Origin of the sequence: Levilactobacillus cerevisiae (assembly GCF_003946245.1) — a bacterium.
In the GTDB taxonomy this organism is placed as follows: Bacteria; Bacillota; Bacilli; order Lactobacillales; family Lactobacillaceae; genus Levilactobacillus; species Levilactobacillus cerevisiae.
Genome location: NZ_RHNN01000005.1, coordinates 13,854 through 33,379, shown reverse-complemented (window position 1 = coordinate 33,379; position 19,526 = coordinate 13,854). Strand labels below are relative to the sequence as shown.

At 53.4% G+C, this 19,526-nt stretch carries 16 protein-coding genes; 7 read left to right on the top strand and 9 right to left on the bottom strand.

The window, feature by feature from the left end; translation table 11 throughout:
• Window positions 1-2: 2 nt before the first annotated feature.
• The 5 genes from EKM99_RS03020 to EKM99_RS03000 all read left to right on the top strand — a co-directional run bounded on the left by EKM99_RS03020 (window position 3) and on the right by EKM99_RS03000 (window position 6,321).
• Window positions 3-578: a helix-turn-helix transcriptional regulator gene (locus EKM99_RS03020; RefSeq protein ID WP_125580817.1), complete on the top strand. Its 576-nt coding sequence runs from the start codon at window positions 3-5 to the stop codon at window positions 576-578.
• On the top strand, window positions 571-2,127 hold the full coding sequence (locus EKM99_RS03015; RefSeq protein ID WP_125580815.1) for an MFS transporter: 1,557 nt from the start codon (window positions 571-573) through the stop codon (window positions 2,125-2,127). Before EKM99_RS03020 ends, EKM99_RS03015 begins: the two co-directional genes overlap by 8 nt.
• Before the next feature lie 443 nt (window positions 2,128-2,570).
• Window positions 2,571-3,536: a GH25 family lysozyme gene (locus tag EKM99_RS03010; RefSeq protein ID WP_125580813.1), complete on the top strand. Its 966-nt coding sequence runs from the start codon at window positions 2,571-2,573 to the stop codon at window positions 3,534-3,536.
• Between the two features lie 510 nt (window positions 3,537-4,046).
• The gene (hemH, locus tag EKM99_RS03005) at window positions 4,047-5,000 is read left to right on the top strand and encodes a ferrochelatase (RefSeq protein WP_125580811.1); all 954 of its coding nucleotides are present in this window, start codon (window positions 4,047-4,049) and stop codon (window positions 4,998-5,000) included.
• Complete coding sequence (locus EKM99_RS03000) at window positions 4,993-6,321, top strand: Nramp family divalent metal transporter (protein ID WP_404819763.1); 1,329 nt, start codon at window positions 4,993-4,995, stop codon at window positions 6,319-6,321. Before hemH ends, EKM99_RS03000 begins: the two co-directional genes overlap by 8 nt.
• 832 nt (window positions 6,322-7,153) lie before the next feature.
• On the opposite strand, the gene EKM99_RS02995 is transcribed toward EKM99_RS03000, so the two are convergent.
• The 5 genes from EKM99_RS02995 to EKM99_RS02975 form a co-directional block, all read right to left on the bottom strand.
• Complete coding sequence (locus tag EKM99_RS02995) at window positions 7,154-8,272, bottom strand: glycosyl hydrolase family 8 (RefSeq protein ID WP_125580807.1); 1,119 nt, start codon at window positions 8,270-8,272, stop codon at window positions 7,154-7,156.
• A 98-nt stretch (window positions 8,273-8,370) separates the two neighbouring features.
• Window positions 8,371-8,691 carry a carboxymuconolactone decarboxylase family protein gene (locus EKM99_RS02990; protein WP_125580805.1) on the bottom strand — a complete coding sequence of 107 codons (321 nt, stop codon included), beginning with the start codon at window positions 8,689-8,691 and terminating at the stop codon, window positions 8,371-8,373.
• A gap of 12 nt (window positions 8,692-8,703) precedes the next feature.
• Complete coding sequence (locus tag EKM99_RS02985) at window positions 8,704-9,114, bottom strand: cupin domain-containing protein (protein WP_125580803.1); 411 nt, start codon at window positions 9,112-9,114, stop codon at window positions 8,704-8,706.
• Between the two features lie 14 nt (window positions 9,115-9,128).
• The gene (locus EKM99_RS02980; protein ID WP_125580801.1) at window positions 9,129-9,548 is read right to left on the bottom strand and encodes a MerR family transcriptional regulator; all 420 of its coding nucleotides are present in this window, start codon (window positions 9,546-9,548) and stop codon (window positions 9,129-9,131) included.
• A gap of 766 nt (window positions 9,549-10,314) precedes the next feature.
• On the bottom strand, window positions 10,315-10,884 hold the full coding sequence (locus tag EKM99_RS02975) for a TetR/AcrR family transcriptional regulator (protein WP_125580799.1): 570 nt from the start codon (window positions 10,882-10,884) through the stop codon (window positions 10,315-10,317).
• 163 nt (window positions 10,885-11,047) lie between these two features.
• Here EKM99_RS02975 and EKM99_RS02970 point away from each other — a divergent pair, with 163 nt between their 5' ends.
• Window positions 11,048-12,502, top strand: a complete 1,455-nt coding sequence (locus EKM99_RS02970) for an MDR family MFS transporter (RefSeq protein ID WP_125580797.1) — start codon at window positions 11,048-11,050, stop codon at window positions 12,500-12,502.
• On the top strand, window positions 12,499-13,248 hold the full coding sequence (locus tag EKM99_RS02965) for a DUF4811 domain-containing protein (protein ID WP_125580795.1): 750 nt from the start codon (window positions 12,499-12,501) through the stop codon (window positions 13,246-13,248). The genes EKM99_RS02970 and EKM99_RS02965 overlap by 4 nt, the downstream gene beginning before the upstream one ends.
• Before the next feature lie 363 nt (window positions 13,249-13,611).
• Here the strand turns inward: EKM99_RS02965 and EKM99_RS02960 are convergent, their stop codons facing one another.
• From EKM99_RS02960 to EKM99_RS02945, 4 genes are all read right to left on the bottom strand, one after another.
• On the bottom strand, window positions 13,612-15,369 hold the full coding sequence (locus EKM99_RS02960) for an LPXTG cell wall anchor domain-containing protein (protein WP_125580793.1): 1,758 nt from the start codon (window positions 15,367-15,369) through the stop codon (window positions 13,612-13,614).
• Between the two features lie 287 nt (window positions 15,370-15,656).
• Window positions 15,657-16,499: an aldo/keto reductase gene (locus EKM99_RS02955; RefSeq protein ID WP_125580791.1), complete on the bottom strand. Its 843-nt coding sequence runs from the start codon at window positions 16,497-16,499 to the stop codon at window positions 15,657-15,659.
• Window positions 16,500-16,959: 460 nt separating this feature from the next.
• Entirely contained in the window at window positions 16,960-18,147 is a 1,188-nt protein-coding gene (locus EKM99_RS02950; RefSeq protein ID WP_125580789.1) for an MFS transporter, read from the bottom strand.
• A 103-nt stretch (window positions 18,148-18,250) separates the two neighbouring features.
• A complete protein-coding gene (locus EKM99_RS02945; RefSeq protein WP_125580787.1) occupies window positions 18,251-19,438 on the bottom strand; it encodes an MFS transporter in 1,188 nt (395 codons plus the stop codon).
• Window positions 19,439-19,526 lie beyond the last annotated feature (88 nt).

Below are 19,526 nucleotides of genomic sequence, written 5' to 3'. Positions count from 1 at the left end.
TCATGTACGAGTTATTAATTCTAGGGACGCTGAGTTCGCGGGACATGTCCGGCTATAAGCTGGGCCAGGTGCTGGAGAGTGCGTTGGTCCCCCGGCGGAAAATTTCTAATAGTGTGATGTATCCGCTGCTTAACCGGCTGGCAGACGCTGGCGATATTATTTTCATGCCCGCAGAGACAGATTCCCGTGGCAAGCGGCTGGCTCGGATCACCGATCAGGGACGCCAGCACCTTCACGAGATGCTGCTGGCTCCGGTGGCGATGGATGCCAAGCGTGAATCAATCTACCTGTTCAAATTCAAAGGCATGGCGGATGAGCAGCCGGCCGTTCAGCAACAGATTTTAAACGAGTACAAGGCGGCCGTTCTTTCCGATTTAGAAACCTATCAACAGGTTTACTTGCACCTGCAAAATAAGTTAAAAACGGCACCAACCGCCCGGGTTAATGCCTTGCAATGGGGCATCCGCAGACTCGAACTCCAGATTGCGGAGAGCGAAACGAAAATCACATGGACAAATCAGCAGTTGGCCCGCCTGGCGTCAACTGATATAGACGGAGGCAAACATCAACATGACTAAGTCAACACGAAATTGGATTGGGCTAACCGCCCTTTCCCTCGGGGTCTTCATGGCCCTACTAGACGTCACAATCGTTAACGTGGCGTTGCCCACCATGGTGCGGGATTTCAATGAATCATTTAACAACGTTCAGTGGGTCTTAAACGCCTACTCACTGGTTCTTGGCGTGACCCTACTGATTGTTTCTAAAATTGGGGACATGTACGGTTTAAAACGGGTATTTGTCATCTCGCTGGCCATCTTCGTCCTGGCTTCGGCCGTAAACGGCATGGCACCTAACCTGCTCATTTTGGATATTGGGCGAGGCGTCCAAGCCCTTGGTGGTGCCGGGATGAACGCGCTCGCCATGGCGCTGGTTGCCGTCAGCTTTAAGGGCAGCAAACGGGGCGTGGCACTCGGTATTTTGGGCTCCGTCATCGGGTTATCTTCAGCTTCTGGCCCCCTGGTCGGTGGTTACTTGGTTGCCCAATTCGGTTGGCGGTCAATCTTCTACGTGAACATCCCCATTGGGATTATCGCCATTGTTTTGACCATGATTTACGTCGATGAAGTCCCAGATCTCAGCAAGAATCACCACATTGATTTTGCCGGCATGATCCTATCTGCTGGAAGTTTATTTGCCCTCATTTACGGTTTAATTTTAAAGGAAAATCATCAACACTGGAGCTGGACGAGTCCGCAAATGTTGGGCTGGTTTGGCGCGGCTATCGTCTTCTTTGCCCTCTTCATCTGGGTGGAAGGCCGGATTAAACAGCCAATGGTCAACCTGGCCATGTTCAAGAATCCCCATTTCGTGGGGACGGTCATGGTCGCCTTGGCGCTGGGTGCCGGGATTTATTCCTACAACACTTACTTAACCGCTTTAATGCAAAATTACATGGGCTATTCGGCCCTGCAAGCTGGGGTGCGCCAATTGACCATCAGCATCTGGTCCTTAATTTTAGGGCCGCTGACCGGTTACTTGGGTAATCGCTACTCCAAGAAATGGATGATCAGTGGCAGTCTCTTCCTGGGTGGCATTGGCTTTCTGATGCTCGCCAACGTGATGACGGTCAACGTGTCCTTCGCCGAACTCTGGCCCGGCATGGTCCTGATGGGAATCACCAACGGCCTGGTCAACCCACTCCTGAACAGTACGGGGATGGAGGGTGTCCAAGTCCGTGAAATGGGGATGGCCTCAGGGCTGATCAACGTTTTCCGTCAAATTGGGGTCACGCTGGGGATTGTCAGCATGGGCTTGGTCCAAAGCAACGTTTACGAAAAATACCTCACCGCGCACATGGGTCAGGTCAACATGCCGCATGCGGCGGCCACGGCCATTCACAAGGCCCTGGTCAACGCTGGACCATTTTCCGGTCACGGCATTGCCTTCAGCGCACGCCTTTCTAAAATGCCGTTTGCGCACGACCTGCAGCAGATTGTTTGGCAAGGCTACGCTAACGGGACACGGGCTGTAACGCTGACTGCAGCCGGTATTGTGGTCGTCGGTGGTCTCTGCGCAGCCGTCTTAATGCGTAATCGCCGGATTACCTCGACGAAACAGAATTAGGCATTAACTTTTAAATATTGGGCTCTGCAGGATTGGATTGATTCTGTGGGGCCTTTTTCGTTGGTCGTATTTGGGAGTTGGGTTATTTTGAGGTTTATTTGTTTTTGACAACGATGGTTTTGGCATTTTGACTTAGCTTGGTTGGGCATGAAAGTTGACGTGACCTGCGACCTCGGTTGTGCTTAGTGGCGGCGTTGGTTGGGCTCTCATTTCATATTGATTAAACGTGAGACCAAACGCAGCCGGTTCCGCTTAACCCTGATAACCAGATAATCCAAGGGCGGGATTATCCGGTTATCAGCCTTAATGCTCGCCGGCTAAGCGCCTTTGGCCTCACTCTTTTTTCCTTGCAATAGAACTGTAATCAATTGTAAATTTCGCGTAACCTCCTCGCAAGGGAACCCGTGTACAATGAACACCAAAGACTGAGGAGGATATCATTTATGAAAATCTCGTTACATAAATTAGGCGCCGGCATTGCAACTTTCGCTGCTGTATTGGCTGTGGGTGTTGGTTTGAGTACCACCACTGCCAACGCAGCCGGCACTAAGGTTGCGGATATTTCCCAATACCAGGGGAATATCAACTGGAGCAAGGCGTCGAAAGACTTAAAGTACGCCATCATCCGGGTGCAACATGGGAGCAAGGGCGACGCTGGTTACATGGTTGACACCAAGCGGAACGTCAACGCCAACGCGGCTTACAAGTACGGCGTGCCATTTGGCCAATACATGTTCGCTGAATTCACCAGCGTGAAGGATGCCCAACAAGAAGCCAAGGATTTCTACAAGCGCAGTAACAGTCACACGAAGTTCTTTGTCTTGGACGAAGAAAAGCGGATGTCATCGGCTACGAGTTCAGAACAAACCTACGTGAACGCCTGGTTAAAGACGATGCGGAGCCTGACCGACAAGCCACTGGTGATGTACGCCGGCGAATACTACGCCAACGCACACAACTTGGACTTCTCTAAGTTTGACGGCTCTTGGATTGCCAAATACAGTTCAACCAAGCCATCCGTCTCTGGCACGTCAATCGACCTGTGGCAATACACCAGTTCAGGTAGCGTTTCCGGAATCAGCGGCAACGTTGACTTGAACAAGATCCAAAACAGTTCCGTGGTTAAGAGCTGGTTCGACGGTTCAGCTACGTCATCCTCTTCTTCAAGTTCATCAACTAGCGCTAGCTACTACACCAGTGTTAGCGGCGTGAGTGGCGTGAAGTTAAAGAAGACGGCCTACGAATACAAGACGACCCTCTTCAGTAACAGCCAACGCAGCACCAAGTTGACTGCCGGCAAGAAAGTCGCCGTTAAGGCCATCACCAAGAACAGCAAGGGTGCTTACCGTTTCCAATTAACGAACGGCAATTACCTGACTGCCAACAAGGCTTACGTTTCAACTTACTAAACTAACTAGCTAAATGGTGATTCCGACAGATGTTGGGATCACCTTTTTTGTGCCGGAAAATTTAAATTTTTTGTATCCGGACGCTGACGTGTAAGCGATTAACATGCTATGATTAACCTATTACAAAGCTGTGCACATACTCGCTTAATTTAAGGGCCATATGTTTCAGTCCGCCATTTTCAGCAAGTTACTGAAAAAACTGGCCCAATGTCAGCTGCAGTGATGGTGAAACGAACCGGCAACGGCTACCACCCGCTGGAGCCAGGAACATCCGTGTAAAGTGACCAGAGGCGAGTCAAGGTGCCCAGCTGTGTCGATGGCATTAGCTGAGTGATTTTGCTCAGCTTAGGCCATGGGACGACCTTGGAAACTCGCGGGTTTCAGTGAGGTTTCAAGTCGAGGCGGAAGACCGCTCCTCAGGCTGGAGCCGGACCCCACAGCAGGGCGCCTTGAACTCGCCGCCGGGAACGGACTTCACAGCTATATTACATACTTTTGGGGGTCTCATCTATGAACGGTTTATTACTCGTGAACCTCGGCTCGCCCGCCTCACCCACGACGGCGGACGTCCACACTTACTTACAACAATTTCTCAGTGACCGCAACGTCATCGAAATGTCGCCCGCCATTTGGCAACCGCTCCTCCGCGGCATCATTTTGCCCACCCGGTCCTGGCGTTCGGCCACTTTCTACCAGCACATCTGGACCAAGGAAGGCTCGCCGCTCGTGGTCTACACGCAACGAATTGCCCAGCAGGTTCAACAACGCTTGCCGGACTGGCAGGTCGCCTACGCCATGACGTACGGCCAACCCGCCATCGGTCCCGCTCTGGAAAAATTGGCGACGACCTGCGACCACATTGTTCTGTTGCCACTCTTTCCGCAGTACACGCAAAGCACCCACGGCGGCATTTTACAACAGGCCGCGGCGACCAACATCCCCGTGACGGCCGTTCACCACTTCTACGACGAGCCCGGCTACCTCGACATTCTGGCCGATCAGGTGGGGCAAGCCTATCAGCAGGCGGATTACGACACCGTGTTGTTTAGCTATCACAGCATTCCCAGTGCCATGGTCAAACACGGCGATCCGTACCCCACGGAGTGTCAGGCGACCACCCAAGGCGTCCTCGACCGGCTACCGGATTTACCGCGTGAGAAAGTTCAGACCGTTTATCAGTCTAAATTTGGCCCAATGCCCTGGCAGAAGCCCTACCTAAAGAACACGCTGATGCAGCTGGTTGAACTGGGCAAACGCAACGTCTTGCTGGTCACGCCGTCATTTGTGGCCGACTGTTTGGAAACTCTGGAGGAAGATTACGTCGATAATTACCAAACGTTTAAGGCCAGTGGCGGCGACCGGTACCAAATGGTGGCGCCCATGAACGACGATCCCCGCTTCGGCAGATTTCTGGCCGACCTCGCACAGCGCCAGTTGACCAAAGCTGGTGATGCGGATGCCTGAAGCACCTCAACGGCCTAGCCTAGACGAGGTCAATCGTAGTGTCCCGGTCCCCAGCGTTTACGAAACTTCCTTTGTGCAAAAATTTCTGGCCTACAGCGGTCCCGGCGCCCTGGTCGCGATTGGCTACATGGATCCCGGCAACTGGCTGACCTCGCTGGCCGGTGGCAGTCAGTACCGCTACCAACTGCTGGCCGTGCTGGTCATTGCCATTCTGGTGGCGATGTTCATGCAGAACTTAGCAATTAAATTGGGCGTGGTCGCGCGCCAAGACTTAGCGCAAGCGATTGCGGCCCGCGTGCCCCATCCCGTGCGGATCACCCTCTGGCTTCTAAACGAAGTCGCCATGATGGCCACCGACCTGACCGGCGTGGTGGGAACGGCGATTGCGTTGAAATTACTGTTTGGCCTGCCACTGGTCTACGGCATTCTCCTGACCGTGGCGGACGTCTTGATTGTCCTGCTCTTCTTGCACTTTGGCATTCGGCGAATTGAGTTCATCGTGTTGGTCGCCATTCTAACGGTGGGCATCATTTTCGCCGTCGAAGTTCTGCGGGCCCAACCCTCACCGGCGGCCATTTCCCGCGGTCTCATCCCGTCACTCAGTCTGCTGACCAATCATGAAAAATTAATTCTGAGCGTGGGGATCATCGGGGCAACCATTATGCCGCATAACCTTTATCTCCATTCATCATTGGCCCAGAGTCGGCGATACGACGAACACGACGCGGCCCAGGTAACCGAGGCATTGCGCTTTGCCCGCTGGGATTCAACCGTCCATTTAATTGCGGCTTTAATCATTAATGCCCTCCTATTAATCCTCGGCGGCACGCTGTTCTTTGGCAAAACGGGGCAGCTGACCAGTCTCCAAGCCGTGTACAATGGCTTCAAGGATAGCAGCATCGTCGGCGCCCTCGCCAGCCCCATCATGAGTTGGCTGTTCGCCTTGGCGTTGTTGATTACCGGCCTGATTTCATCGATCACCAGTACGCTCTCCGGGCAAATCGTCATGGAGGGCTACATCCATTTGCGCCTGCCGCTCTGGCAACGCCGCCTACTGACTCGGTTCGTCACGTTGGTGCCCATCATTATCATCGGCTGGCTAGTCGGCTTCAACGACCGCACGTTTGAAAGCCTGATTGTCTACGCGCAGGTCGTCTTGAGTATCGCCCTGCCCTTCACGCTGTTTCCATTAATCCACTTAACCAGCATCACCACGCTGCTGGGAACGCACGTCAATCGGCGGGTTACGGCGGTGGTGGGCTATTTCCTAACAGCCGTCATCACCGTCTTCAACCTGCAATTATTACTATCAATCTGGTGAAATTGGTATGGCGTTTCCGCCTCCGGGGATGGTGAAAATGAGACCGGACCGCTGTGGGCGGCCGCCCGGAGCCGAAACTTAGGTTGCGGTGAAGTCCGTTCCCGGCGGCGAGTTCAAGGTGCCCTGCTGTGGGGCCCGGCTCCAGCCTAAGAAACGGTCTTCCGCCTCGACTTGAAACTTCACTGAGAACCGTGAATCTCCAAGGTCGTCCCATGGCCTAAGCTGAGAAAACCGCTCAGCTAATGCCATCGACACAGCTGGGCACCTTGACTCGCCTCTGGTCACTCACAGGGATACACTAAGTTTCAACGTGTGTTATCCATTGGCTGGTTTTTCTCCAGTCTTGCAACTCACGTGTTTATCCAGCTGATTGCGTATCCATGCCTTGGCACTCAGCAAATGCATTTCGACGAGGTTATCTCACACAACGTTATCTGAAAAGTTTAAACAAGCCAAAGAAGGCGCAGACGCTATCCATATGCGATAGTTGTCTGCGCCTTCTTTGCATGCTGCGATCATTTTATACTTCATAATTGGGACTACCCTGTTACCCAACAAGACACAACGTGACAATCGTCACGCAATGACGCGGCCAATCTGAACGGGTTCACACAATGTCAGCCGCAGGGCTGGTGAAAATGAGCCAAGCCGTGGGAATTGCCTTAGCGGCGGGTTTCGTCGCTTAGGCAATTGGTATCTTTGAGACGCGCCTCTCAGCGGCTCAAAGTAAGTCCAGAGACCGCTTCCCAGGCTCTGGACGGCCGCCCACCGCGATCCGGTCTCATTTTCACCAGCCCGGAGGCGTCAAATTGTGCGCAAACCCCAGAGAAGATTAGCTCAGTGCCGTGACGACCTGGAGCGTGGCGGAGAAGTAGTTCTTCTTCTCGATAGTCGTCGGCAACTGCTTAGCCGTCTTCTTTTGTAACGCGGTCTTCTTCATCACCTTCGCCGCGAAGTTAATCGGTGCGGTGAAGGCCGTGTTGACGTAACTGTTGACGGCCTTGCCACCCAGCGTGTAGACGGCCGTGATTTGCTTCTTTTTGTTAAAGAATTTCAGTTGCTTGTTCAAGGCATTCTTCGTGACGCTGTCCTTTTGCAGCTTGTACGTCTGGGCCAGCCGCCATGGGACCCGGCAAGCGTTGTAGCCGACCTGGTTATCCGTCGCGGATTCAATCGTGTAAGGTGCCACCGCCTTCAGTTTAATGCTGGATCCCGTCGCCAAGATAAAGTCCGGGAACAACCCGGTTTTCTGCCGGGCACTCAGTTTCTTCACCGCGACCTGACTGCGTTTAGCAACCTTGGTCCAGGTGCTGTCCTTGGTGTAACGCGCAAACGTCTTGAAGTAGCCGGTCATCAAATCGGCCGTCCGTAACTTGCTGACGTCGTAACTGCTGGTGGCCCAATTGCCCATGGTTGGCAGGTACGTGGTCTGGTTGAGCTCCTTTTTCTTAATTGCCGTCAATAATTTCTTGGCAGCCGCCTTGTAATTGACCTGCTTGCTGCCCCACTTTTTGTCAGCCAAAATCAACGCGTAGGCGATGTCCAAATCCCCGTCGGTCGCGGAGTTGCGCTGCTGGCCGGTGCTGGTCATTTTGCCGTTACGCTTGGTCTGTTGCCACTGCATCAACGGCACTTTGCTGGAAACGCGGTGCGCGCGGTAGTAGGCGTAAAACTGATTGAACGTGGTCCGCGTGTTGACGCCCTTCTTGGCAGCCAACACTGTCGCCAACATCGCGTAGCCTTGCCCCTCGGACAGTGCCGTCGTGGCGCCCGAGCCGTTGTTAGATTTCACGTATTTCTGCGTCTTGCCACCCACGTACGCCTTCTGCCACTGGGTGTACAGCGTCGTCGCGGAGGCCGCCTGCGCAGTCGTCGTTGGCGCCACCATGGTCGTGATTCCCGCCAAGCCAGCAACGACCACCAATCCCAATAAAATTTTATGTAAATGCATTGTACGAAGCCCCTTTCATTCCGTTATTACCTTTATTATAAACGTAAACGAAAAAACCACCGCGGTCAAAACGACTACGGTGGTCATAAATTTTAAAATTAATCGGTAAAAATTTCCTTGGCGATGTTGAATGCGGACCACGCCTTGGGCCAACCCACGTAGAAGGACAGGTGGGTGATCACTTCAGCAATTTCGTCCTTGGTGATGCCGTTACCCTTACCAATTTTCAAATGCGCTGGTAATTGTTCAAAGTTACCGGCAGAAATCAGCGCGGAAATGGTGATAAGGCTACGTTGGTGCGCGGATAGTTGTTCCTCGCGTGACCAAACTTGGCCAAATAATACGTCATCGTTCAGTTCGGCAAACTTCGGGGCAAAGTCACCCAAATTGTCGCGTCCAGCTGTTTGTTTCTTAGCCATTAGATTGACCTCCTAGTCTAAAGCGTCGTAGTGTGCATCGTCAACGGGTTCCAGCCATTCAGGCGTCCCGGCCGTAATGGCCACGTGGCTGAACCAGCTGTCCTTGGTCGCGCCGTGCCAATGCTTGACGCCGTCCTTGGTCACAACCACGTCACCGGGATGTAACCGCCGAGCCGGTTGGCCAGCCTCTTGGTACCAGCCTTCGCCACCGGTAACCAACAGGATTTGGAAACCGTCGTGGTGAATGTGCCAGTTGTTCCGGCAGCCGGGTTCAAAGGTCACGTTGCCAACACCCACGCTCACGTCTGGATCACTCACCAAGCCAGCCAAGTAGCTTTGACCAGTGAAAAATTGTTGGTAGGCTTCATTCTTATCGCCTAGTGGAAAAATAACACCATTTTTAACGTCTTCATTTTTTGCCATTATCAATTACCCCTTTATTCATTGAATTGTTGTAAATAATCATGGAAGCTTTCGCTGTCGTCAATCTCATGGGCGGTCTTGCCGTCGTACCAGTCGATCTTGTGGCCCAAAACTTTCAAATGCATCTGTAACTCCGCAATATCCGCCTCGGCGTCGTCCTTGACCTTCTGCAGCATCGCCCGGCGTTCGGCAATCGTACTGTCGCCTTCCGCCCGCAACCGCACGTAGCGTTTGAGGTCGTTCAGCCGCATGCCGGTGCCCTTCAAATGCAGGATGAACCCGACCCAGCGAATGTCCTCTTCCGTGTAGTAACGCACGCCATTGTCATCCCGCTGGGAAAGAATCAACCCTTGGTCCTCGTAATACCGAAGCGTGTAGGCCGAAAGCCCCACCAACTTGGAAAATTCACCAATACGATACCGTTTCTCCGTCACGTTTGACGCCTCCTTCAATTGCTTACAAGACTAGTAAACACCTTCGAGTACACTCGAAGGCAAGGGGTAATTTGAAAAAAGTTAAATTTCTCCTATATTTAAAAATCAGCCCTACAGCCGCCATAAAATGACGAATAAACTGCGGCGCTGATTCAGATAATTCTGTGTAATTTTTGTGGGACTGCCGTTTGGAAATTGCCCCTGGGGACTCGGAGACATTGAGACCACCTGAGTGCGTGACCAGGAGCGAGTCAGACCGCTCTTCAACCTGGCACCAACCATCAACGCCAATCCAATCACTCAGAAAGTTGCTAAAAGCCGCCACCACAACCTTAATTGGACAAACATACACCAGCCAAAGTCAGAAAACCAACGTCAACTACCAATCAATCCGCTACGGGCTAACACAATGGCAGCCGCAGAGCTGGTGAAAATGAGCCAGCGCCGGTTACCACCCGTTGAAACTTAGTGCGTCCATATGAGTGACCAGAGGCGAGTCAAGGTGCCCAGCTGTGTCGATGGCACTAGCTGAGCGGTTTTCTCGGCTTAGGCCATGGGCCGACCTTGGAAACTCGCGAACTTTGCGAGGTTTCAAGGCGAGGCGGAAGACCGCCCCTCAGGCTGGAGCCGGGCCCCACAGCAGGGCACCTTGAACTCGCCGCCGGGAACGAATGCCACGACCGTCTAAGCTCTGGACGCCCGCCCACAGTGATCCGGCCTCATTTTCACCAGCCCGGAGGCGCCGTCAAAGAACCAAACACAAAGCCTATTGAATGGTAGTGAACTGGTCGATGGCGAGCTGCATGGTCTGCTCGAAGCGCTCGTCCACCTTGCGTGCTGGCAACCGAAGAAAGCCCCCGATTTCCTGCAAAATAAAGCCAAACAAAGCGGAGCGGTACAGCGTGGATTCCACCAACGCGGTGTTCCCGGCCTCGTCCAAATGAAGACTGGTGAACATTTGCTTATACAAATCAATAAGTGCCTGATGGGTTGCGGTCAAGTGTTGCAGGTCATTGGGGTTCAAGAGGATTGGAGCTAAATGCCGCTGCTGCAGGCATCCCGCCCGGAATTCCTGAGCAAACAGCATTAAGGCTTCCTTGCCAGCTACCCCCACCAACCGCCGCATCAGTCGATCGGCAATTTCCTTAACAAATTCCGTCCCCACCTGATCGAGCAAGTCGTTTAAGCTATCTACATAGTTATAAATAGACTGGGGTCGCACCTCGAGATGATTGGCTAAAGCCCTGATAGTTAGGTGATTCAAGCCCTCCCCCGCGATAATATCGCTGGCCTGATCGAGCACCTTTTCCCTGGATAATGTTCGTCGTTTTACCATATCGTTACCTCACTAACATCCTTCTAGTTTCCTTCAATCATTATACCTTGAAAGGAATTTTAAATAAACTGATTCAAGTAGTTTATTTATTTCAAATAACAGTTTATAATGTTCTTAACAACTTGGGGAAGCGTCTTCTCCATTTCAAAAGAGGCTAGTTAAAATGAATGATACTAACGGAAAACCCTTTAATCGGGTCTGGCTGATGGTCACCCTGATGTTCGGGACGTTCTGTACCGCACTGACCACGAATATGTTGGTCACCGCCTATCCCACATTAATGACGCGCTTCGCTATTTCTAGTGCCACCGTGCAATGGCTGACGACCGGCTTTCTCCTGGTGATGGGGATTATGATTCCCATCAGCGCCTGGCTGATCAACAACTTTAGCTTGCGCGTCATTTACCTGACCGCGTTAAGTTTTTTCCTGGTGGGACTGATTATCAGCTACACCGCGTCCAGTTTCAGCCTGATCTTCATTGGCCGGTTGGTCCAGGCCGTTGGGGTGGGAATTACCTTCCCAACGATTCAAACCGTCCTACTGGTCACCTTTCCCGTGGATAAGCGGGGGTCAATGCTGGGCCTGGGCGGCATCGTGATTGGCCTAGCACCAGCCTTAGGGCCGACCGTATCTGGCTGGATTTTGGATAACGCGACCTGGCGTGATCTCTTCGGCATCATGATTCCGCCGGTTATTCTGGTCTTGCTCCTCACGCTGTTCTTCGTCCGACCCGTCATTCCCGTGAAAAAATCACCGATCGACCTGGTGGCGATTTTCCTATCCACCATCGGCTTTGGGAGCCTGCTGTACGGCTTCTCCGAGGTCGGTGAAAATGGCTGGGGCGCCCCAACCGTCATTGGTGGGATCATCGTCGGTCTGGTTTTCATTGGCCTCTTCGCCCGCCACGAGTGGCCCCAAGCGAACCCATTTTTAAACGTCCGTCTGCTCAAGATCCCGTCATTCACCGTGGCTTCCTTCATCACGGCGCTCTCTAACACCGCCATGATTGGGATTCAAGTGGTCCTGCCCATGTATCTCCAACAAGTCCGCGGCCTCACACCCTTCCATTCCGGACTGATGATTCTGCCTGGCGCATTGGTTTACGGTCTGGTCAGCCTGATCAGCGGCCATCTGTACGATCAAATGGGTGGTCGGCGACTGGCGCTGGTTGGCACGTTCTTGTTGACGCTCGGCACCCTGCCATTTGCCCTGTTGACGCGGGCCACGCCTTACAGCTACATCATCTGTGAGTACACGATCCTGATGACCGGGGTCGCCATCGTCACCATGCCGCTGACCGCCGCCAGCTCGATTGATTTGAAAGGCCTCCAGTTGAGCCACGGTACCGCCGTCAACAGTACCATGCGACAAGTCATGACCTCGATGGGGACCGCCATTCTGGGTAGCGTCCTCGCTAACGTCACCACGCAAAATGCCCCGGCCCACGCGCTGTTAAGTCAGGCGCCACTGGCCTACCAAAACCAGAGTTATAACGCGGCGATGACCGGATTTCACGCCGCCTTCCTAGTTGCGACAGCATTTGGGATCATCGACTTCATCTTTGCTTGCTTCGTTAAACGCCAGGCTCAAGATCAAGAACAGGAGGTGGCCGCATGATTTTGATCTGTTTACTCCTGGGAATCGTCCTGTTCATCGTGGGCTTCCTTCTGTTGCCAACCAAGCGGCAACGGTTCATCGGTGGCGGTCTGGGCCTGCTCCTGCTGGTCGCGATGGCCACGCTGATGATTGGCAACGATAATTGGCACTGGGGAATGCACCAGGTCACGACGACCACGACCGTAAAGATTGCATCCATCTCTCCCAGCAATAAGGTCAATCTGCTGGTTTACCAGCCCATTCGCCAAGCCAATAAGGAACGCGTTTACGTGTACCAACTGGCTGGTCAAACGGCCCAACGGCACACGGCTGCGAGTGTAAAATTGCGTAACCGGGTACGCTACCAGGCTGTGCGCCAGGCGAAACTGACCACGGCCACCACGCGTTGGACTTACAACAATGACGCCTGGCGCTGGCTCTTCTCCTGGACTGGCCAACACCACAACCTGGTTCGCCGGCAGAATACGTTCACCCTGCCCACTTCCTGGTCGACGTTGAGTACCCGCCAGGCCAAATGGTTAGCCAAGGCCGTTGCTAGCAAGGAGGCAGCGGCTAAAAAGACGACAACCAAGGCAGTCACGGCAGCGGTCCTCGCTGCGAAACAGGCCCAACCAACGTTGACGACGACCCAACTCATGGCGGTCCAAACCAAGGCCGAACGTGCGGCCCAACAACAGGCGCAACAGCAAACGGCGACCGTCTTGGCCTCCCTGCTCAAACAAGCGAAGGCGCAACCCGTCAAATAGCAAATCCTTTGATAACTAACTAGAGGCCTCACCCATTATCGTAAAAGATAGTGCGTGAGGCCTCTAGTCGTTTTCCGACTGTTCCCGTACAAATTCCAATGCCTCTTAATCCCCCAAAAAGTACCCGCCAGCGTCTTCTGCCATCCCCCGGCGTAACTTGTCCGTCCGCCTAAATTACGAGTGCAAATACCCATTGATTACGTCAGACAGAGTCTAATCCAGTTGTGTACTACCGAAAGTCCAACTACATCCAATCAGTTTCTGCCTAAAACAGCTAATCCCATAACCGAATGACCAATAACAAGAAGACGTTCCCTGACGCATTTTCAGTGAACGTCTTCTTCAGTCACTTGCAGTTAAATTTCAATGTTGCCGCTGACGGTCGTAAATGCCTAAACCACTAACTAGCAACAGGAACAGCCCCAGCCAAACGCCGAACGTATTTGAACGTTCACCGGTTTGCGGTAACGTGTGGCCGTTGTACTGACTACCACTTGCCGCAGCTGGTGTGCCGTGATGGCTACCACTGGTCCCCTGCTGGCCAACAGCTGGCGATTGCCCAGCGACACTGCCATTTGCACCGCTACCACCCGTCACGGTCTGCTGACCAGCAACCGAACTTCCTGGCTGCTGGGTCGCGGGAACCGTGGCTTCGGGTTTCGTTGGCTTAACGGGTTTCACTGGCTTGACTGGCTTAACGGGCTTCACTGGTGTTGTCGGCTTCACGGGTTTCGTCGGTTCAGTTGGCTTTTGCGGACTCGTTGGTTCGGTTGGCTTAATCGGATCCGTCGGCGTGGTTGGTGTCGTTGGCGGCGTGATAGTACCACCATTGTCGCCACCACCGGGTATTCCCGGATTGATTGGGGTGCCACCACCGTCACCGCCACCAGGGTTCTCGCCGCCGGGCACGCCGGTACCGCCACTGTTTTCCCGTTCATCCTCAGCTGAAACTTGAACGGGCGCCGTTTGATTCGCTGTAATCGTAAAGGGAATCGGCGTGTCATTTAAGGCAAAACCTGCGGGTGGAATGACTTCAACGAATTCGTAATCGCCCGGTACCAAATCCCGGTACGTGAGTTGACCGTCGTCGTTGGTGACCAGCTCGTTGGCAATCACGGTACCATCGGTCTTCTGTAGCCGGTAAACGGCACCGCCCAAGGCCTCACCAGTCTTCTGCGCCCGCTTCTCTAAAATAACGTCGCCATTTTCCTTGTCTTCAGCACCATTCCCGGAGCCACTACCATTACCGCCCCAGGCAATTTGTGAGCCGACCGTTTTGCCGTCCCAGGTCGCTTGGTTCTTCCACGAGCCACTATTGTCGAGCTCGGTCGGCTTGGTCTGATAGGTCAAGTTGACTGCGGTCGTCACGTTGCTAAAGGAAAAGATCATCTGGTTGCCATCTTGGCTGACTTCCGGCGTAATCGTCCCGTTGGCAACGAACGTGGCCTTGGTCTGGTACACCCCGGTTTCCGCGTAAACGGAGCCTGGAATGTAGGTTTGGTGCGGCCCCAAGGTATCGGTAACGACCGTGTCACCCACGTTGCTACCACTAGGGTTAAACGCAATGTTCCAGGTTAATTTTGTTGGGACGCCGTTCTCGTCTTTTTCAGCGACCCAGCCGATCTTGTTCAGACCCCAATCAAAGTCGGAATTATTGTTATTCGAGGTCCCCTTCACAAAGAACTGGAGGGTGCCGCTGCGGTTGGTGCCGACGCCGGCTAAGGAATCGTTAAAGGTAATCGTCCCCGTCGTCTCGCCAGCCTTGATGGTAAACGTCCCCACCTCGTGGCCAGCATCATCGAGTAAGGCGACCGTGGTATCCTGTGCGGCAGTCGACCCATTTGGTAATTCTACCGTCGCGGTATCGCCGGCTGCAATGGGTACGCCGTCCCGGATCGACCACTTGTACTCAACGGAATAGTGCGTCCATTTATCCAGGCTGGATCCATTTTCAATTGGTTTGCCATTCGTATCGGTAATCGTTGCATCACTGCCATTAAGTCCGGCCGTGGTGATGGCCATCGCGTGGGCCGTGACCCCGCCAAAGGCTAGTCCCCCGGCAAGCAAGACGGTCACGGCAAACAGCAAGCCACCAATAACTCGTAAAATCTTTCTGCGCATGCTTATTCCTCCAATCCGTCCGCCGTCACACGCATCATTTATTTCGGACTATTTCACATCTCGCCTTCACTATAGGTCCGCGATTGACGCAGGGGTTAAGGAAAAAATTCAAATGCGCCGGTTAACCAGACCGGCCACCACAACGGGCATTTGAAATTGGGGTTTCATTGACGAACGGTACTCGCCAGTACTCACTACGACTGGTACCACGCAATTTGGCCGACAAAAAACGCGTAACCACAATGATTACGCGTTCCAGGTTTTCAGTTAGTCAACGGCTAAGTCACTTAGTCGAATTCTTCGTATTCGTTGGGATCTTGATTTTCCAGCCGACCATCCGGCTTGCTCAGACCGTTGATGGCCTGAATCTCATCCGGTGTCAGGTTGAAATCAAAAATGTCTAAGTTGGCGCGTTGATGGTTGAGGTTTCGTGCCTTCGGAATGGGCACGATTCCCCGTTGGACGTGCCAGCGGAGAATGATTTGGCCCACGTTTTTGTCGTACTTCTGCGCCAACTTTTGAATCAGCGGTTCCTGTAAGGCGGCGCTGCCACGGCCCAGTGGACTCCAGGCTTCGGTGACGATGCCGCGTTGCTGGTCAGCGGCGAGCATCCGTTCCTGAACCCAGTACGGGTGGATCTCCAACTGGTTGACGGCGGGCGTCACGCCGGTCTCGGTGATGAGTCGATCGAGATGCTCCGGCTCAAAGTTGGATACCCCAATGGAACGAATCAAGCCGCGGGCCTGGGCATCAATCATTGCCTGCCACGCCTCGACGTAGTGGTCGCGTTTGGGCAACGGCCAGTGAATCAAGAATAAATCGAAATAGTCGAGCCCCATGCGATACAAGGATTCCTGAATCGCCATCGTGGCGTCGGCGTACTGGTGATACTTGCCAGGGAGCTTGGAGCTCACGAAGAAAGCAGACCGGGGCAAGCCCGAACGCCGAATGGCTTCACCAACGGCTCCTTCATTGTCATAGTTGGTGGCGGTATCCAAACTGCGGTAGCCGTCCTTGATGGCGGTCAAAATTTGATTAACGCCTTGGCCACCACGAATCTGAAAGGTGCCCAGGCCAATGGCGGGCATCTGGTTGCCATCGTTTAACGTGAGTGCAGGTACATTTGTCATCAGAAAGCCTCCAAATTATTTTTTGTTCAGTGCGGTTACGTGCGGAAAGTTCGTTCCCGGCGGCGCGTTCAAGGTTCCCTGCTGTGGGGTCGGTTCCAGCCTGCGGACCGGGCTTCCACCTCGACTTTAAGCCTGGAAAATCACCAGTCTCAAAGGTCGACCCATGGCCTAAGCCGAGAAAATCACTCGGCTAATGCCATCGACACAGCTGGGCACCTTGACTCGCCTCTGGTCACTGACACGGGCGCACTAAGTCTATCTGCGTGGGAGCCTCACTGTTGGGTACTCTCCCGTTTGACACTTAGCGATTTCTTTCAACTCGCGCTAGTTAACTACCTATTAGATAGCCTCTTCAACCGATTGCTGTCGCTACTAATTCGTGTTTCTTCCAACAACGGACAACCACCGCGCCGAGCGTAAACAATACATTCAGCCTACGCCAAAGCCAACCTAATGTGAACTATTCCGTCTCAAACTTGGTTTCGCCGTGGTGCTTGATGACCGCATTCAGGATTACGGCCAGCACCAACGAAATGGCAGCGTAGACTGCGGCGCCCCAGCTGATGTGGGTCAAACCGACCGACCCGAGCATGCCGGACGCGGTGGCGGACCCCAGTGAAATGCCAAAGTTAAAGAAGATGGAATTCAGGGACGAAGCCAACACCGCTGATTGGGGATAATCCTGTTCCGCAATATTTAAGAAGTGAATTTGAATGGGTGAATTTAAAATGGTAACAATCAGGCTCAAGACTAGGAGAAAGGCCAAGCCGACAATCTTGTTATTCAAACCAAACGGCAAGAGCGCCAGTAAAATCACATCGGCGACGTAAAAGCGCGGCATGATGCGCAGCCCGTTGCGTTCGGCCAGCATCCCCGAGAACCGGTTACTGAGAATGCTCATAATCCCGATCAGGAACAGCAACCAGTTGAGGCTGGTGGTGCTAAAGCCTAGTGCGGTGGTCAACAGCGGCCGAATGTAGGTGTAGTAAGCATACATGGTCGCGGCCGTAAAGAGCACCAGCGCGATGCCGACGTAAATCCGGCGGTCCTTCAGTAAGACCAGCTGATTTTTGATACTCCCCTGGACCTGTTCAACCTGGCGCGGTAACAGCCAGCCCAGCAGCACACAGGTGATGGCACTGATGACGGTGATCAGGTAGAAGGCGTCATGCCAGCTGTAATTGGTGCTAATCGCCGTCCCAATCGGCACCCCGAAGACGGAGGCAATACTGAAACCAGCGAAGATCCACGAGACCAGGCTAGCCCGCTTTTCGCGCGGAGCAATGGCACTGGCAAACGTCATGATCAACGAGATAATAGCCCCGGCAACCATCGCGGTGACCACCCGGGACAATAGGAGCACGGGATAGTTCATGGCTAACCCGCTTAACGTATTTCCGATTAAAAAGATGACCATTAATGTCATCAGCGTTTTGTACCGGCTAAACCGGTTCGTCAAAATCGTGATGAAGGGCGTGCTCACCGCGTAAACCGTGGCAAAGATGGTGACTAAGTAGCCCACCGTTGCCACCGAAACTTGATATTCCTTGGCGATGTCGGAGAGCACCCCGACCACGATAAACTCGTTACACCCCAACATAAATGCGACTAGGACAAACACAATGGCCTGCCAACGATACTTGTTCATTTTGCAATTCCTCTGATTTCCCTTAGATTTCTACTTACCAGATTACACTATCTCCCGGAAAATTATTAGGGGAACGACTCAAGTAATCCCTTACATCTGAAAATTATTTTTCGAGAGCGGTTTCGCGGTGATGCGCGGCAACCACCCGGTTTAAAATGACGGCCACGATTAAGGATAAGCCGGCGAAGACTGCGGCGCCAAATCCTAATTTGAACAACCCACCGTGCGTCAGGACCTGGGCGGCCGTGGCTGACCCCAGGGAGATGCCGATGTTAAAGAAGATGGCGTTTAACGAGGACGCTAGGAGCGTTGCCTGCGGGTAGTCCGCTTCGGCCACGTCCAGGAAGTGCAGCTGAATCGGTGAGTTCACCACGGAAATGATTAACGTCAAGATGAGGAAGAGACCAAAGCCAGTCACCCGATTCGTCATCGCAACCGGCAATAATAAGAGCAAGATAATGTCCACGACGTAAAACCGCGGCATGGTGGTCAGTCCACTGCGTTCCGCGACGGTGCCCGAAAGTCGGTTGCCCAAAATGCTCATGAGGCCGAGCGCAAATAACAGCCAGTTTAAAGCGGTCGTACTGAAACCCAGGCCAGTTGTCAGCAGCGGCCGAATGTAAGTGTAATAGGCGTACAGCGCTGCGGCAGAGAAGAGAATCAGCACGGCTCCCAGGTAGATGCGTTTGTCCGTGAGTAAGACCAGTTGATCCTTGATGCCACCGGGTGTCTGGGGTAAATCACGCGGCAACAGAAACGCCATCACCACGCACGTTAACAGACTCAGCACCGAAATCAGGTGGAAGGCCACGTGCCAGCTAGTGGCGGTACTAATCGCTGTCCCAATGGGCACCCCGACGACGGAGGCAATGCTGAAACCAGCGGCGAGCCAAGAAATCAGTACTGCCCGCCTGTTGCGCGGCGCAATGTCGTTGGCGAAAAGAATAATCAACGATTCAATTGCCCCGGCGACAGCGGCGGTCAGCATCCGCGACACCAGGAACCACCCGTAGCTATTGGCAAAGCCACTCCAGGTGTTGCCCACCAAGAAAATCAGCATCAGTACCATCAGTGTGCGGTAGCGGTTGAAGCGGTTCGCTAACAGGGTAATTACCGGCGTGCTAACGGCGTAGACGATGGCGAAGATGGTCACCAGATACCCCGCCGTCGCCACGGTAACCCGCAACGAACGCGCGATGTCCGAGATTACCCCGACCACCATAAATTCATTGCACCCCAGCATAAACGCCACCAGAACCAGCGCACTGGCTTGCCAACGGTATTTATTCACGTGAATCAGCCCCCAGTCGAAAAAGATTTGTTAGTTACTAGATTACACTATTTTGGGGCCGAAGGTTAAGGGAAATTCACTTTGAAAC

Coding starts and splice junctions, on each gene's coding strand:
- EKM99_RS03020 (WP_125580817.1), top strand. CDS start 3: ATGTACGAGTTATTAATTCTAGGGACGCTGAGTTCGCGGGACATGTCC.
- EKM99_RS03015 (WP_125580815.1), top strand. CDS start 571: ATGACTAAGTCAACACGAAATTGGATTGGGCTAACCGCCCTTTCCCTC.
- EKM99_RS03010 (WP_125580813.1), top strand. CDS start 2,571: ATGAAAATCTCGTTACATAAATTAGGCGCCGGCATTGCAACTTTCGCT.
- hemH (WP_125580811.1), top strand. CDS start 4,047: ATGAACGGTTTATTACTCGTGAACCTCGGCTCGCCCGCCTCACCCACG.
- EKM99_RS03000 (WP_404819763.1), top strand. CDS start 4,993: ATGCCTGAAGCACCTCAACGGCCTAGCCTAGACGAGGTCAATCGTAGT.
- EKM99_RS02995 (WP_125580807.1), bottom strand. CDS start 8,272: ATGCATTTACATAAAATTTTATTGGGATTGGTGGTCGTTGCTGGCTTG.
- EKM99_RS02990 (WP_125580805.1), bottom strand. CDS start 8,691: ATGGCTAAGAAACAAACAGCTGGACGCGACAATTTGGGTGACTTTGCC.
- EKM99_RS02985 (WP_125580803.1), bottom strand. CDS start 9,114: ATGGCAAAAAATGAAGACGTTAAAAATGGTGTTATTTTTCCACTAGGC.
- EKM99_RS02975 (WP_125580799.1), bottom strand. CDS start 10,884: ATGGTAAAACGACGAACATTATCCAGGGAAAAGGTGCTCGATCAGGCC.
- EKM99_RS02970 (WP_125580797.1), top strand. CDS start 11,048: ATGAATGATACTAACGGAAAACCCTTTAATCGGGTCTGGCTGATGGTC.
- EKM99_RS02965 (WP_125580795.1), top strand. CDS start 12,499: ATGATTTTGATCTGTTTACTCCTGGGAATCGTCCTGTTCATCGTGGGC.
- EKM99_RS02960 (WP_125580793.1), bottom strand. CDS start 15,369: ATGCGCAGAAAGATTTTACGAGTTATTGGTGGCTTGCTGTTTGCCGTG.
- EKM99_RS02955 (WP_125580791.1), bottom strand. CDS start 16,499: ATGACAAATGTACCTGCACTCACGTTAAACGATGGCAACCAGATGCCC.
- EKM99_RS02950 (WP_125580789.1), bottom strand. CDS start 18,147: ATGAACAAGTATCGTTGGCAGGCCATTGTGTTTGTCCTAGTCGCATTT.